The organism is Streptomyces blastmyceticus (genome assembly GCF_039521185.1).
GTDB classification, from domain to species: Bacteria; Actinomycetota; Actinomycetes; order Streptomycetales; family Streptomycetaceae; genus Streptomyces; species Streptomyces blastmyceticus.
Genome location: NZ_BAAABW010000010.1, coordinates 70,981 through 85,300, shown reverse-complemented (window position 1 = coordinate 85,300; position 14,320 = coordinate 70,981). Strand labels below are relative to the sequence as shown.

The 14,320-nt window shown below is 68.8% G+C and carries 11 protein-coding genes; 2 read left to right on the top strand and 9 right to left on the bottom strand.

Going from position 1 to position 14,320, the window contains the following annotated elements; all coding sequences use genetic code 11:
- Window positions 1-121: 121 nt before the first annotated feature.
- The 6 genes from ABD269_RS09435 to ABD269_RS09410 form a co-directional block, all read right to left on the bottom strand.
- On the bottom strand, window positions 122-1,417 hold the full coding sequence (locus tag ABD269_RS09435) for a sugar ABC transporter permease (protein WP_344117325.1): 1,296 nt from the start codon (window positions 1,415-1,417) through the stop codon (window positions 122-124).
- Window positions 1,414-2,226 (bottom strand): ATP-binding cassette domain-containing protein, encoded by an 813-nt coding sequence (locus ABD269_RS09430; protein ID WP_301894280.1) that lies wholly within the window; start codon window positions 2,224-2,226, stop codon window positions 1,414-1,416. The genes ABD269_RS09435 and ABD269_RS09430 overlap by 4 nt, the downstream gene beginning before the upstream one ends.
- A gap of 35 nt (window positions 2,227-2,261) precedes the next feature.
- Window positions 2,262-3,365, bottom strand: a complete 1,104-nt coding sequence (locus ABD269_RS09425; RefSeq protein ID WP_344117324.1) for an ABC transporter substrate-binding protein — start codon at window positions 3,363-3,365, stop codon at window positions 2,262-2,264.
- A 176-nt stretch (window positions 3,366-3,541) separates the two neighbouring features.
- Window positions 3,542-4,741, bottom strand: coding sequence for an ROK family transcriptional regulator (locus tag ABD269_RS09420; RefSeq protein ID WP_301894281.1), 1,200 nt, complete (start codon window positions 4,739-4,741; stop codon window positions 3,542-3,544).
- Window positions 4,742-4,880: 139 nt separating this feature from the next.
- A complete protein-coding gene (locus ABD269_RS09415) occupies window positions 4,881-5,135 on the bottom strand; it encodes a DUF397 domain-containing protein (protein WP_301891675.1) in 255 nt (84 codons plus the stop codon).
- Window positions 5,132-5,980: a helix-turn-helix domain-containing protein gene (locus ABD269_RS09410; RefSeq protein WP_344117323.1), complete on the bottom strand. Its 849-nt coding sequence runs from the start codon at window positions 5,978-5,980 to the stop codon at window positions 5,132-5,134. Before ABD269_RS09410 ends, ABD269_RS09415 begins: the two co-directional genes overlap by 4 nt.
- 146 nt (window positions 5,981-6,126) lie before the next feature.
- Here ABD269_RS09410 and ABD269_RS09405 point away from each other — a divergent pair, with 146 nt between their 5' ends.
- Window positions 6,127-6,528, top strand: a complete 402-nt coding sequence (locus ABD269_RS09405) for an ATP-binding protein (RefSeq protein ID WP_344117322.1) — start codon at window positions 6,127-6,129, stop codon at window positions 6,526-6,528.
- Window positions 6,529-6,574: 46 nt separating this feature from the next.
- On the opposite strand, the gene ABD269_RS09400 is transcribed toward ABD269_RS09405, so the two are convergent.
- The 3 genes from ABD269_RS09400 to ngcE are packed head-to-tail and all read right to left on the bottom strand — an operon-like array spanning window position 6,575 to window position 9,915.
- Window positions 6,575-7,495 (bottom strand): carbohydrate ABC transporter permease, encoded by a 921-nt coding sequence (locus tag ABD269_RS09400; protein WP_344117321.1) that lies wholly within the window; start codon window positions 7,493-7,495, stop codon window positions 6,575-6,577.
- 12 nt (window positions 7,496-7,507) lie between these two features.
- Window positions 7,508-8,431 carry a carbohydrate ABC transporter permease gene (locus ABD269_RS09395; protein WP_301891679.1) on the bottom strand — a complete coding sequence of 308 codons (924 nt, stop codon included), beginning with the start codon at window positions 8,429-8,431 and terminating at the stop codon, window positions 7,508-7,510.
- 38 nt (window positions 8,432-8,469) lie between these two features.
- Window positions 8,470-9,915, bottom strand: a complete 1,446-nt coding sequence (gene ngcE / locus ABD269_RS09390; RefSeq protein ID WP_344117320.1) for an N-acetylglucosamine/diacetylchitobiose ABC transporter substrate-binding protein — start codon at window positions 9,913-9,915, stop codon at window positions 8,470-8,472.
- A 425-nt stretch (window positions 9,916-10,340) separates the two neighbouring features.
- Between ngcE and ABD269_RS09385 the strand changes: the two genes are divergently transcribed.
- Window positions 10,341-14,306 carry a GH92 family glycosyl hydrolase gene (locus tag ABD269_RS09385; protein ID WP_344117319.1) on the top strand — a complete coding sequence of 1,322 codons (3,966 nt, stop codon included), beginning with the start codon at window positions 10,341-10,343 and terminating at the stop codon, window positions 14,304-14,306.
- Window positions 14,307-14,320: the final 14 nt, after the last annotated feature.

Genomic DNA, 14,320 nt, shown 5'->3' with positions numbered 1-14,320 from the left:
CGGCCGGCGTTTGAGGCCGCCCGCCGCTGGGGGCACCTCTGGGGGCACCCCCGGACGGAGTCTGGGGGAGGTAGCTGGGGGAGCGACGGAGCCGCACCCATCAGAAAGCGCGCCGCAGGCGCTACGCGCGCCCCGCGCTCCGCTGCGTGCGGCGCGACACCGAGTCGATCACGACCGCGGCCAGCAGCACCGCACCGGTGATCATGTACTGGACCGCCGACGCGATGCCCAGCAGTGCCATCCCCGACGCGATGGACTGGATGACGAGCACGCCCAGCAGCGCGGACCACGTCTTGCCCCGGCCGCCGAAGAGGCTGGTGCCGCCGATGACGGCCGCCGCGATGGCGTTCATCAGCAGGCTGCCCGCGCCGGAGGACTGGTTCGCGGCGTTGATCTGCGAGGCCAGGAACATCCCGCCGAGCGCCGCCATCGTCCCGGAGAGCGCGAAGACCGAGATGCGGATCGCCGAGACGTTGATGCCCGCCCGGCGGGCCGCCTCGACGCTGCCGCCGAGCGCGAAGATCTTGCGCCCGTACGACGTGCGGCGCAGCACGAAGTCGAGGGCGACCACGACCCCGAGGAAGATCACCACGGCCAGCGGCAGGCCCTTGTACTGGTTGAACAGCCAGGCCACCACATAGGCCGGCACCGCCAGCGCCACCGTGCGCAGGACGATCTCGCTGAGCGGCCTGCTGGGGACGCCCGCCGCCTCGCGGCGCCTGCTGTCGCGGAAGGACAGCAGGAAGAACGCGGCCACGCCCAGGGTCGCCAGGCCGTAGGCCGCGGAGATGTCGGTGAAGTAGTGGTTGGTGAGGTCGGCGACGAGCCCGGAGTCGTCGAGGTTGATGGTGCCGTTGGAGCCGAGCACCTGGAGCATCAGACCGTTCCAGCCGAGCAGGCCGGCCAGGGTCACCACGAACGCGGGCACGCCGATCCGGGCGAAGAAGAAGCCGTGCAGCGCGCCGATCACCGCGCCCGAGAGGATCGCGAGCACGAACGCGAGCCATTCGGGCATGCCGTGGTTCACGTTGAGGACGGCGAAGACGGCTGCCGCCAGGCCGCTCACCGAGCCCACGGACAGGTCGATCTCGCCGAGGATCAGGACGAAGACGATGCCGACCGCGATCAGGCCCGTGCCGGCGGCGGTGACGAAGAGGTTGGAGAGGTTCTCCGCGCCCAGGAAGGCCGAGTCCCTGAGCTGGAAGACGATGGCGATGATGATCAGTCCGACCACCACGGGCAGCGAGCCCAGCTCTCCGCTGCGCAGCTTGCGGCCGAACTCGCTCCAGTAGCCGGCGAACCCTTCCTGCCTGACCAGCAGGCGGGGGTCGACGGCGGTGACGGCGCCCTCGGCGGGTGCCTGGCCGTTGCCGTTGGCGGGCCGGGTGCCCTGGGACTCGGTCGGATTCGTGCTCACTGGTTCCCCTCCGCGGTCTCGCTGTCGCCCTCGCCCTGCCGGCGGGCCTCACGGCGGGTGACAGCGTTGTCGGTGGCACCGGTGATGGCGGAGATGATCTCTTCCTGCGAGGTGGCGCGCACCTCGAAGGTGCCGTTGTTTCGGCCGAGGCGGAGCACGGCCACGCGGTCGGCGACGGCCTTCACGTCCGCCATGTTGTGGCTGATGAGAATGACCCCGAGGCCGCGCTCCCGCAGCCGTTCGACCAGGTCGAGTACCTGCGCGGTCTGCTCGACGCCCAGCGCCGCGGTGGGCTCGTCGAGGATGACGACCTTGGGCTCGCCGAGCAGCGAGCGGGCGATGGCGACGGTCTGCCGCTGCCCGCCGGAGAGCGAGGCGACGGGGATGCGGACACTGGGGATCCGGATGGACAGGGTGGCGAGCAGCTCGCGGGCGCGGCGCTCCATCTCGACCTCGTCGAGCACCCCGGCGCGGACGATCTCCCGGCCGAGGAAGAGGTTGCCGACGACGTCGAGGTTGTCGCAGAGCGCGAGGTCCTGGTAGACGGTCGCGATGCCCAACTCCTGGGCGGTGTGCGGCCGGTCGACGGTGACCTGCCGCCCTTCCCACTCGATCACGCCGTCGTCGGCGGGGCCGACTCCGGCGATGGTCTTGACCAGGGTGGACTTGCCGGCGCCGTTGTCGCCGACCAGGGCGACCACCTCGCCGGGATGGATCTCCAGCTCCACGTCGGTGAGCGCCTGCACGGCACCGAACCGCTTGGAGATCCCGCGCAACGCCAGCACGGGCGTAGCGGACACGTTCATCATCTCCTTCACCGCCTTCAACGGCGGGACGCTGGGGCTTACTTCAGTCCGGCCTTGTCGCACTGCGCCTTGTACTTCGCGGTGCAGATCTCGTCCAGGTTGAAGAAGCCCTCCTTGCCGACGTACTGGGCGATGTCGGGCTTGGTGAGGGCGAAGGGGGTGACGATGACGGAGGGGATCTTCTTCTCGGAGCCGCTGTCCACGGTGGACTTGGCGATGCCGTCGAGCTTCTTGCCCTGGGCCAGGACGACCGCCATCTCGGCCGCGGCGTCGGCCTCGGGCTTGTACGGCTTGTAGACGCTCATGAACTGCTCGTCGGCGAGGATGCGCTGGACCGCGGAGAGCTCGGCGTCCTGGCCGGTCACCGGCGGCAGCTTGTCGAAGCCCGCGCTCTTGAGGGCGGTGATGATGCCGCCTGCCATGCCGTCGTTGGCGGAGTAGACGCCGACGATCTTGTCCTTGCCGAGCGAGGAGATGGCGCCCTTCATGTTCTCGTTGGCGTTCTCCGGCTTCCACTCCTTGGTGTCGTACTCCTTGCCGATCGTGACCTTCCCGTCGAGCACGGAGTGGGCGCCGTCCTTGTACATCTTGGCGTTGGGGTCGGTGACGGAGCCGTTCATCATGACGATGTCGCCCTTGGCGGCGTTGTCGCCGAGCTCCTTCAGCAGGGATTCGCCCTGGATCTTGCCGACGCGCTCGTTGTCGACGGAGGTGTACGCCTTGATGGGTCCCTCGGCCAGCCGGTCGTACGCGACGACGGGAATTCCCTTGTCGTTCGCCTTCTTCACCGAGCTCGCTATCGACTTCGCGTCCACCGGGTCCACGATCAGCGCGTCGACCTTTTTGGTGATCATTGTGTCGACCTGCTGCTGCTGGACCGACGCGTCCTGCTTGGCGTTCTCGTAGAGGACCGTCGTCTGCGTGCCCGCGAGTTCCCTGATCTTCTTTTCGATCAGCGGTTTGTCGAATCGCTCATATCGGGCGGTCTGGTTTTCCGGCAGAAGGAGGCCGATGGTCAGCGAGCCCTTCGATTCCTTCTTGTTCCCGCCACCGGCTTGCTTGGCGCTGCCACAGGCGGCGAGACCCGCTGCCATCGAGACGGCCGCCACGGCCACGGCAGCACGCCGCAGATGCGTGTTCACTTGCAGATACCTCCCTGACGAGGCCGCGTCGTTGCGGCCGAGGTGGCTGGAAGTCAACTCGGCCCCCAAGGGGGCGTCAAGAAGTAAATCCTTAACGAGATGGCAACGATGCCATTCGTTATCTGCGTGAACTCAAGATACGTGCGCGGCGTGCCATCGGAAAACGCTGACGGCCGTCAGGACGGCACCGGGGCGTCCGCCGGCCCGGAATCGTCGAGCAGCGTCGAATCGCCCATCTCGCTCAGGACGAGCGCCAGCGCGCCCAGCACCTCGGCCCGGCCGCCCAGCGCGCCGGGCACGACCTCCAACTGCCGGGCGGCGCTGGGGATCGCGTACCGCGAGACGGATTCCCGGATCGGTGCGAGCACCAGCTCGCCGGAGTCCGCGAGATCGCCGCCGAGCACCACACGGCTGGGGTTGAGGAGGTTGCAGAGGTTGGCCACACCGCTGCCGATGTGCCGGCCGACGTCCCCGATCACCCGCCGGCAGCCGGGGTCGCCCGCACGCGCGAGCTCCACCATGCGGGCGACGGTCAGATCCGTGCCGTGGGCCGAATGGAGCAGGGGCAGCACATAGCGGGCCGCGGTGAAGGTCTCCAGGCAGCCGCGGTTGCCGCACCGGCAGACCGGGCCCGCCTCGTCCAGCGTGATGTGCCCGATCTCGCCGGCGGTGCCGCCCGGGCCCCGGTAGATCTGCCCGTTGATCACCAGTCCCGCGCCCACGCCGCTGGCGACCTTGATGTACGCGAGGTCGGTGGCGCCCCGGCCCGCGCCCCAGACCAGCTCGCCGAGGGCGCCGAGGTTGGCGTCGTTGTCGACGTAGACGGGCACGCCGATCCGGGCCGCGAGGTCGTCGCGGGGGTTGGTGCCCGCCCAGCCCGGCAGGATCGCGGTCGAGCCCAGGGTGCCGGAGGCGACGTCGATCGGGCCCGGCACGCCGAGACCCACCCCGACGATCTTGGCGGGGTTGATGCCCGCCTCCTTGATCAGCCGCTTGACCAGGTGCTCGGCCCGGTCCAGGCCCTGTGCGGCGGAGGCGTCCACGTCCAGCGGCTCGGCGTCCTCGGCCAGCACCCGGTGCGCGAGGTTGCCGACGGCCACCCGCAGGTGGGTGTGCCCGAAGTCGACCCCCACGACGATCCCGGCGTCGCCGGACAGGGAGACGCTGCGGGCCCGGCGCCCGCCGGAGGAGGTGGGGGTGACCTCGACCGTGCCGCCGTCCTTCAGCTCCCGCACGATGTTGGAGACCGTGGCCGCCGACAGGCCCGTGGCGCGGGCGATCTCCGCCTGGGTGAGCGAGCCCGCCATGCGCACGGCGCGCACGACCCGCTCCAGGTTGGCCCGGTGCAGCGACGACTGCGACCCCGGAGTCTCCACGCCCATTCACTCCCGCCTCGCCGGGTACGGCACGACCGCCGCCCCGCGGCCGGGCCACAGCACTGGAGCCCAGCCATCCGTACAACATATGAACTCTAAGCTGAGCCGTCCGGGGTAACTCCCGTCAAGGCCTCGAACCCTATCGAGCTCCCGGGTGCGGGGGTCGGGCGGGCCGGTGACCGTCCAGGGCGCCGGACTTCACGGCCCGCAGCAGGGCCGCCCAGGCGGCGGCTGCGGGCGTCAGCACGGTACGCGGCCGGTCGCTCTCCCGGAAGTACGTCCCGCCGGGGCCTGCGGCGGCCTCCAGGCACTCCTGGCCGCCCCCGCTGCCGGAGAACCGGGACCGCTGCCACCGGAGCGGGCCGCCGGGCGCGGCGGGGCGCCGGGCGGTCACGCCCGTACCGCCAGCTTCTTGATCATGACCAGTGAGGGGCCCGGGTCGAGCGCGAGGGAGCGCAGCGAGCCGAAGAGCGCCCGGTAGCGCCGGACGTCCTCCTCGCGGTCCAGATAGGCGGCCGCGGCGAGGCTGTCCGTCATCACCACGTCCATCCCGGACGCGAGCAGTCCGTAGACGGTGAACGGCCCGTCCAGGCCGCCGTGCACGCCCGCGTCGAAGGGCAGCACCTGGATCCGCGCCCGCTCGCTCTCCACGAGGCCGACGAGGTGTCCCAGCTGGCCCCGCATCACCTCCGGCCCGCCGACGCTGCAGCGCAGTGCCGCCTCGTAGACCACCGCGGTGAGCTCGGGGGCGTCCGGCTTGTCGAGCACCGCCTGCCGGGTGGTGCGAGCCGCCACGCACCGCTCGGTCCCGGTGTCGTCGTAACCGTGCCGGCCGCCCCTGAACAGCGCGCGCATATAGCCGGGGGTCTGCAGGAGGCCGGGCACGAGCACGGTCTGCCAGACCTGGACGGACACGGCCTTGGACTCCAGGTGCGCGAGGTCGGCGATGCCGGGGAAGGCGCTCACGTAGTGGTTCCACCAGCCCTGGCGGCGGCCCTCGCGGGCCAGGTCCACCAGCGACTCGACCAGCGCCCGATCGGTCACCCCGTAGGCCTTCAGCAGGCCACGTAGCTCGAACGGGCGAATCCCGTTGGTGCCGGTCTCGATACGGCTGATCTTGGCCTGTCCGCACTCCAGCGCCTCTGCGGCATCTTCACCTGACATACCCGCCGCTTCACGGAGCTTGCGGAGCTCCGCACCGAGGCGCTTCTGGCGGATAGTTGGGGGCTTCTGCGGCATGACAATCCTCCCTTCCTTTGGGCAGAGAGTCTGCCTGCACACACCCGGTGAGCACAGTCACTCACAGGGACGAAAGCCCACCGAATTTATGCACTCGCGGTCGATCCCATCCCACTCTTGAATCCACCCCCCGAACGGAGCCCGCAATGTGCGAGGACCCTCAACTGGCCACCGCCGACTGGTGGTACACACTCCGGATCCCTGCCCAGCCCTGGATGATCGGCATCGTGCGCAGCTCTCTCCGGCTCGCGCTGCAGCAGCACGGGCGCCTCGATCTCGCCGACACCGCCTGTCTGTTGGTCACGGAGCTGGTCACCAATGGTGTAGTGCACACCAAATCCCCGGTGACCGTGGACCTCAGCTGCCGCTCGCGTGTCCTGCGCGTCGATGTGCACGACACCAGCCCCGAGGTCCCGGCCCGCGTCAACGCGGGCTGGGAGGACGAGTCGGGCCGCGGGCTCACCCTCATCGACAGCTGCGCGAGGGCCTGGGGCGTCCGCCCGGCCGCGCAGGGCCCCGGCAAGGCGGTCTGGTTCACGCTCCACTGACCGCCCGGCCCGGTGGCGGTACCCCGCGCCCGCGCACTGCCGACGGCTATTTCAGCGCGCCCGCCGTCAGGCCCGCCTGCACCTGCCGCTGGAAGAGGAAATAGACGACGAGGACCGGCAGCATGGCGATCACCATGCCCGCCATCAGACCGCCCCAGTCCCCGTCGTAGCCCTGCTGCAGGGCGATCTGGGCGAGGCCCTGCGTCAGGACGTAATGGTGCTCGTTCTGATTGAGGACCATGGGCAGGAGGTACTGGTTCCACTGGCCCAGGAAATTGAAGATGCCGATGCTGATCAGACCCGGCTTGGCCATCGGGAGCATGACCTGGAAGAACGTCCGGGTGTGCGAGGCCCCGTCGATCATCGCGGCCTCGGCGACCGAGGTCGGCAGCGTACGGAAGAAAGCCGTCATGAAGAAGACGGTGAACGGCAGCGAGAAGGCGATGTAGACCAGGATCAGCCCGGGGTACGTCGCCAGCAGGGTCACTCCGGGAAAATCCCGCAGCACGAAGAACAGCGGAATGACCAGCATGAAGACCGGGAAGGACATCCCGGCCACGAAAAGGTAATAGATGAAGCGGTTGCCGGGGAAGGAGAAGCGGGCCAGCACATAGCCCGCCATCGAGCCGAGCACCATCGTCCCGATGACCGAACAGCCCACGACGATGATGGTGTTGCCGAAATACCGGCCGATACTGGCCCGCTCCCAGGCGTGTGCCCAGTTCTCGAAGTGGAACGAGCGCGGCAGCGACCACGGCGAGCTGAGGATGTCACCGCTGCTCTTGAAGGAACTCCACAGCACCCAGATCAGCGGCAGACCCACCATGAGCGCCCAGACGATGAGAATGCCGTGCGAGAAGACATTGAGCACCGCGCCCTCCGGGCGGCGGCGCCCCGTCTCCCGGCCGCCCCGCCGCTCGGCCGCGGCCGATTCCTTCGCGGGTACCGCGCCTGCTTCCGTCGTCATTTCGTCGTACCCCTAGAACTCGATCCGCTCACGACGCGCGAAGCGCATGGTGAGCACGGCGAACAGCAGAGTCACGATGAGCATGGCGATGCCCATGGCCGACGCATAGCCGAATTGGCTGTCGCGGAAGGCGGTTTGGTAGAGCCGCAGCGGGACGACGTCCGTCGCGCCGTCCGGGCCGCCCATGTTCACCGACATGATCTGCACCAGCGCGAAGGCGTCCATCGCGATGATGCCCATGTAGACCCAGCCGGTCTGCACGGTGTCCCACAGCAGCGGCAGGGTGATCCGGAAGAAGGTGTGGGCGCGGCCGGCGCCGTCCAGCAGCGCCGCCTCGTAGATGTCCCGCGGGATGGAGGCCATGGCCGCCGAGAAGAGGACCACGTAGAAGCCGACGTTCGCCCAGATCATCACGAGCATGATGCAGGCCAGGGCGATGCTCTTCTCCCCCAGCCAGGCGCTCTGCAGGGAGTCCAGACCCACCGCCCCCAGCAGGGAGTTGAGCATGCCGTCCGAGGGATCCGGATTGTAGATGTTGAACCAGATCACCGAGATGATGGTGATGGAGATGACCTGGGGGAAGAAGAAGACGAATTTATAGAACTTCGACCCCCGCACCCCGGTGACCACCGCGCCCCGCCGGGACCTGCCGCCGACATTGAGCATGAAGGCGAAGAACAGCCCGAGCGCCAGCGTCACGATCGGGACGAGCACCAGCATGATGACGTTGTGCTTGAGCGCGTTCCAGAACTCGTCGCTGTGCACGAGCTTGTCGTAGTTGTCGAACCCGATGTATTTCGCCGCGCCCTTGAGACCGCTCCAGTCGGTCATCGCGATCTGGAACGCCTGGACGAACGGCGAGATCACAAAGATCGCGTAGACGGCCAGCGGCAGGGCCAGGAACCCCGCGATGAACCGGTACTTGCCGTGCTGCATGCTGCCTCCCGGCCCTTCCGAGTCGGCCGCCGGACGCGTCAGGCCGACCGGTGGAACTTGGTGACGGAGCTGTCCTTGGCGGTCTCGTCCGCGTACTGCTGCGTCTTTTTGATCCACTCGGCGGCCTTGAGGTCACCGGTGAGCAGCTGGCTGGTCAGGCCGCCCATCTTCTCGTCCGTCAGCTTGGGGTACCACTCCTGCAACTGGATCATCAGCAGGTTCTGATTGCCGCCCGCGTCCTTGACGGCCTTCGCCGCGGAGGCCAGGCCCGGGGAGAGCGAAGCACCCTCGGCACCCTGCATGTTGCTGGTGAGGGAATGGACCTTCTGCGCGAAGTTCTGCGCGTGCTTCTTGGAGAGCATGATGCGCAGCAGCTCCATGCCGCCCACGGGGTTCTTGCCGGCCTTCGCCACGATGAACGGCTCGCTGGGCTCGGCGCGCACCGTGCCGTGCGGCATCTTGTCGCCGGAGCCGCCGTCGAAGAGCGCGCCGACGGCCATGCCGAAGTCCTTGGGGGTGGTCGGGGTCGCCTCGTTCTCCACCCAGGAGCCGTTGGGGATGAAGACGGCCTTGCCCTTGGTCCAGGAGGTCTGCGCCTGAATGTGCGTCAGCCCCTGGCTGCCCTCCAGGAAATAGCCCTTGGCCGCGAGCTCCTCGTAGTGCCCGATGACCTGCTTGACCGCGTCGTTGGAGGTCCAGGCGTTGGGCTCCAGATTGTCGATCGCGATCCACTTCTCCAGGCCGCCGATCTTGGCGATCTGCGGGAAGATGTTGAAGTGGACGTAGTACGGGTATTTGCCCGGGTAGGTCCAGGGCGCGATGCCCGCCTTCTTGATCTCCTCACAGAGCTTGATCATGTCGTCGAAGGACTTCGGATAGGCCCAGCCCTTGTCGCTCAGCAGCTTCTGGGAATACCAGGTGCCATAGACGGTGAAGGCGTAATAGAGGACGTCGAAGGCGTCCTTGTGCTTGCCCTTCTCGATGGCGCTCGGATAGAGGATGTCCCGGATCTTCTTCTTGGGATCGTCCGGCGAGGCCGCGTCGAGGAGTGGGGTGAGGTCGAGCAACTGCCCTTGCGAGGACAGCTTGTTCATGTCCAGGTGGTCGGCGCCGGAGTTGTCGATGACATCCGGCGGATTGCCACCGGCGAAGCGGGGCTGGAGCTTGGGGCCGACCTGCTGGGTGCCGGTGTGCTTGACCTCGGCGCCGTACGTGGCCTTGTAGTCGGCCTCGGCGTCCTTGGCGTACTGATCGCCGAGGCCGCCCTTGAAGATGAACGCGTCGAGCGGGGCGCCGTTCTTGACGCCGAGCGGGTTCTTCTCCGACTTCTTGCCCTGATCGCCCTTGTCGGCACTGCTGTTGTCGTCGCTGCCGCCCCCGGTGGCGCATGCGGTGAGCACGCTCATCGACGGCACCGCGATCAGACCGAGTGCCGCGGTCCGCTTGACCAGATCGCGCCGGCTGAATGCTGAGGTGGATCCCATGCTCAAGTCCTCGCCTTCTCCAGGACTCAGGCGGTGTGGCGGTCTCCCCTTGCGAACCGTGCGAACCGTGCGAACCGGCCATGGACGAAGGGCCCGACACCGCGGGTCAGTTGAAGCTTGGTGTGCTGGGTGTGCGCCGGGATCGGTGCCGCTCCCACGGCGCCCCCGGCCGCCGCTCTCCCCCGGATCCGCCGCGACGGCCTGCGGCCGCCCCGGACGCCGACAGGTATAGTCCACTTCACATCAACTGGGCAAGATCGAAAGCGGCTTTGACCGTCAGTCTTTCCCGAGTTGAGACCTCCCCAACCTACGCCGTCCCACGGCGACACCAACATCCGAACCCTTGACACCACTGACGTCTCACGCCCTACTTGTCTCTGCGCTACTCGGTTGACAACGTTGTCGGTTTCGTGGAGAGGCAAGGGATGCGGCAGAGTCGGCGACAGGGATCCCGCCACCGGTGGCGTACAATCACCCGCCCCCTGGCCCTCCTCGCGGCCGCCCTGGTGGTGACGACCACTCAGACCCCGCAGGGCGCCGCGGCCCTGGCCTCGGCGGCCGCCGTACGGGCCGATGCCGCGTCCCAGCGCTTCAGCTCCTCCTTCGAGCCGGGTGAGCCGCAGCCCGATTGGCGCAACGCGGTCGAGACCGGCCCCGACGGGCGGCGGCGGGCCGCCGGGATAGACGGCAGCGACACCGCGGGCATCCCGGGCAATGTCACCGACAAGGTCACCGCCGTCCGGGCGAGCGGGGAGAACGCCGCGGCCGGGGAGGTCAAGGAGAACCTGATCGACGGCGAGCCCACGACCAAGTGGCTCGTCTTCGAGCGGACCCCCTGGCTGGAATTCGAGCTGTCCGAGCCGGTGACGGCCGTGCGCTACGCGCTGACCTCCGCCAACGACGCCCCCGGCCGGGACCCCAGGGAGTGGACGCTCCAGGGCTCCGACGACGGACACAGTTGGACGGTCCTGGACAGCCGCAAGGACGTCTCCTTCGAAAAGCGCCTCCAGACCAAGGAGTTCTCCTTCACCAACCGCGCCCCCTACCGGCAGTACCGGCTGGACATAATCCGCAACGGCGGGGACGGCATCACCCAGCTGGCCGAGCTCCAGCTCGCGACCGCGGACACCGGCGGCCCCCCGCCCCCGGACATGCGCAGCTACGTCGACAGCGGGCCCACCGGCTCGCCGACGGCCAAGCCGCGCGCCGGCTTCACCGGCACCCACGCCCTGCGCTACGGAGGCAGACACCGGGCCACCGGGCATGCCTACGCCTACAACAAGATCTTCGCCGTGAAGGTGAAGGTCACCACGGAGACCCTGCTCTCCTACAAGATCTTCCCCTCGATGCCCGAGGCCGACCCGCGCTATCCGGCCACCCATGCCGCGCTCGACCTCGCCTTCACCGACGGCACCTATCTGAGCGGGCTGGGCGCGGTCGACCAGCACGGCGCACCCCTCACACCGCAGGGGCAGGCCGAATCCAAGACCCTCTATGTCAATCAGTGGAACGCCAAGGAATCGCGGATCGGCGCGGTCGCCGCGGGCAAGACGGTCGCCCGGGTACTGATCGGCTACGACTCCCCCGTCGGCCCGGCGAAATTCCGCGGGTGGGTGGACGACATCTCGCTCGCGCCCGCCCCCGCGGAGCATCCCGCGGCGCACCCGGCGGACTACGCCCTCACCACGCGCGGCACGCACTCCAGCTCGACCTTCTCCCGCGGCAACACCTTCCCCGCCACGGCCGTGCCCCATGGTTTCAACTTCTGGACCCCCGTCACCAACGCCGGCTCGACGGACTGGCTCTACCAGTACGCCGCCGCCAACAACGCCGACAACCTCCCGACCATCCAGGCGTTCAGCGCCAGCCATGAGCCGAGCCCCTGGATGGGCGACCGGCAGACCTTCCAGATCATGCCGTCGGCCGCCACCGGCACCCCGGATGCCGGGCGGACGGCCCGCGCCCTCCCCTTCCACCACTCCCGTGAGATCGCGAAGCCGCACTACTACGGCGTCACCTTCGACAACGGGCTGAAGTCGGAGATCGTCCCCAGCGACCATGCCGCGCTGATGCGTTTCACCTTTCCGGGTGAGAACGCCAGCGTCATCCTTGACAACGTCCGGGATCAGGGGGGCCTGACCCTCGATCCCGACCACGGCGTGATCACCGGCTACTCGGATGTGCGCAGCGGGCTGTCCACCGGCGCCGGCCGGCTCTTCGTCTACGGCGTCTTCGACGCGCCCGTCACCGCCGGCGGCAAGCTGGGCGGGCCTCCGGACCTCCCGGGCAGCGCGATCAGCTCGGCCGACCCGGACGGCGTGCAGCGCATGGGCGGCGAGGGCACCCGGGGCGACGGCGTCACCGGCTATCTGCGCTTCAAGCCGGGCCAGGACCGTACGGTCACGCTGCGCATCGCGACCTCCCTCATCGGCGTCGACCAGGCCAAGGCCAACCTCGACCAGGAGATCCCGGCCGGCACCTCCTTCGCGGACGTCCACGACCGGGCCCGCGACGCGTGGGACGCCGTCCTCGGCCGGATCGAGGTCGAGGGCGCGAGCCGGGACCAGCTCACCACGCTCTACTCCAGCCTCTACCGCCTCTACCTGTATCCCAACTCGGGCTTCGAGAACACCGGCTCGACCGCGCACCCGCGCAGCCGGTACGCCAGCCCCTTCGCCCCGCCCGCCGGCGAGTCCACCCCGACCCGTACCGGCGCGAAGATCGTCGACGGCGAGGTCTACGTCAACAACGGCTTCTGGGACACCTACCGCACCACCTGGCCCGCGTACGCGCTCCTGACCCCGAAGCGGGCGGGGAAGCTCGTCGACGGTTTCGTCCAGCAGTACAAGGACGGCGGCTGGATCTCCCGCTGGTCCTCCCCCGGCTACGCCGACCTGATGACCGGCACCAGTTCGGACGTCGCCTTCGCCGACGCCTATGTGAAGGGCGTCCCGTTCGACGCGGAGGCCGCGTACGAGGCGGCCCTCAAGAACGCCACGGTGGCGCCCCCCAACCCCGGCGTGGGACGCAAGGGCATGGAGACCTCCACCTTCCTCGGCTACACCAGCACCACCACGCGCGAGGGCATGTCCTGGGCGATGGACGGCTACATCAACGACTTCGGCCTCGGGCGGATGGGCCAGGCCCTCTACGAGAAGACCCACAAGGCCCGCTACCGGGAGGAGTCCCACTACTTCCTGAACCGCGCCCGGAACTACGTCAAGCTCTTCGACCCGGCCGTCGGCTTCTTCCAGGGCAAGGACCCCTCCGGCGCCTGGCGGCTGACGCCCAAGCAGTACGACCCGCGCGTCTGGGGCTACGACTACACCGAGACCAACGGCTGGAACTTCGCGTTCACGGTCCCGCAGGACAGCAGGGGGCTGGCCAACCTCTACGGCGGCCGCGACGGCCTGGCGCGCAAGCTCGACGCCTTCTTCCGCACGCCCGAGACCGGGTCGCCCGAGTTCGCCGGTTCGTACGGCGGCGTCATCCACGAGATGACCGAGGCCCGGGACGTCCGGATGGGCATGTACGGCCACAGCAACCAGCCCTCGCACCACATCGCCTACATGTACGACGCGGCGGGGCAGCCGTGGAAGACGCAGGAGAAGGTCCGCGAGGTGATGTCCCGCCTCTATCTCGGCAGCGAGATCGGCCAGGGGTACCCGGGCGACGAGGACAACGGCGAGATGTCGGCGTGGTACGTCTTCAGCGCCCTCGGCTTCTATCCGCTGGTGATGGGCAGCGGGGAGTACGCGGTCGGGTCCCCGCTGTTCACCAAGGCCACCGTCCATCTGGAGAACGGCCGCGACCTGGTCGTGAAGGCGCCGGGCAACAGCGCCCGGAACGTCTATGTGCAGGGGCTGCGGGTCGACGGCAAGGAGTGGACCTCCACGGCGCTCCCGCACTCCGTGGTGGCGAACGGCGGGACGCTGGAGTTCACCATGGGCCCCCGGCCCTCCGCGTGGGGCAGCGGCCGGGACGCGGGCCCCTCCTCCCTGACCCGGGGCGACGCGGTGCCGGAGCCGGAGGGCGATCTGACGGCGCCGGGCACCTCGCCCCTGACCGACAACACCTCGGCCACGGAGGCGTCCTTCACCGTGGCCCCCCTGGAGGTGCCGTCCGGCTCGCGCGTGACCTCGTACACCCTCACGTCGGCCGACCGCGCCAAGGCTCCGGGCGGCTGGGTCCTCAAGGGCTCGACGGACGGAGAGAGCTGGACGGAGGTCGACCGGCGCACGGGAGAGTCCTTCGCCTGGGACCGGCAGACCCGGGTCTTCACGGTGCACACCCCGGGCTCCTTCCACCACTACCGCCTGGAGACATTGGCCGGTGAGGGCACACTCGCAGAGATCGAGCTGATCGGTCCGGGATCCACACATGGTGATTGACAGGTAAAGAAAAT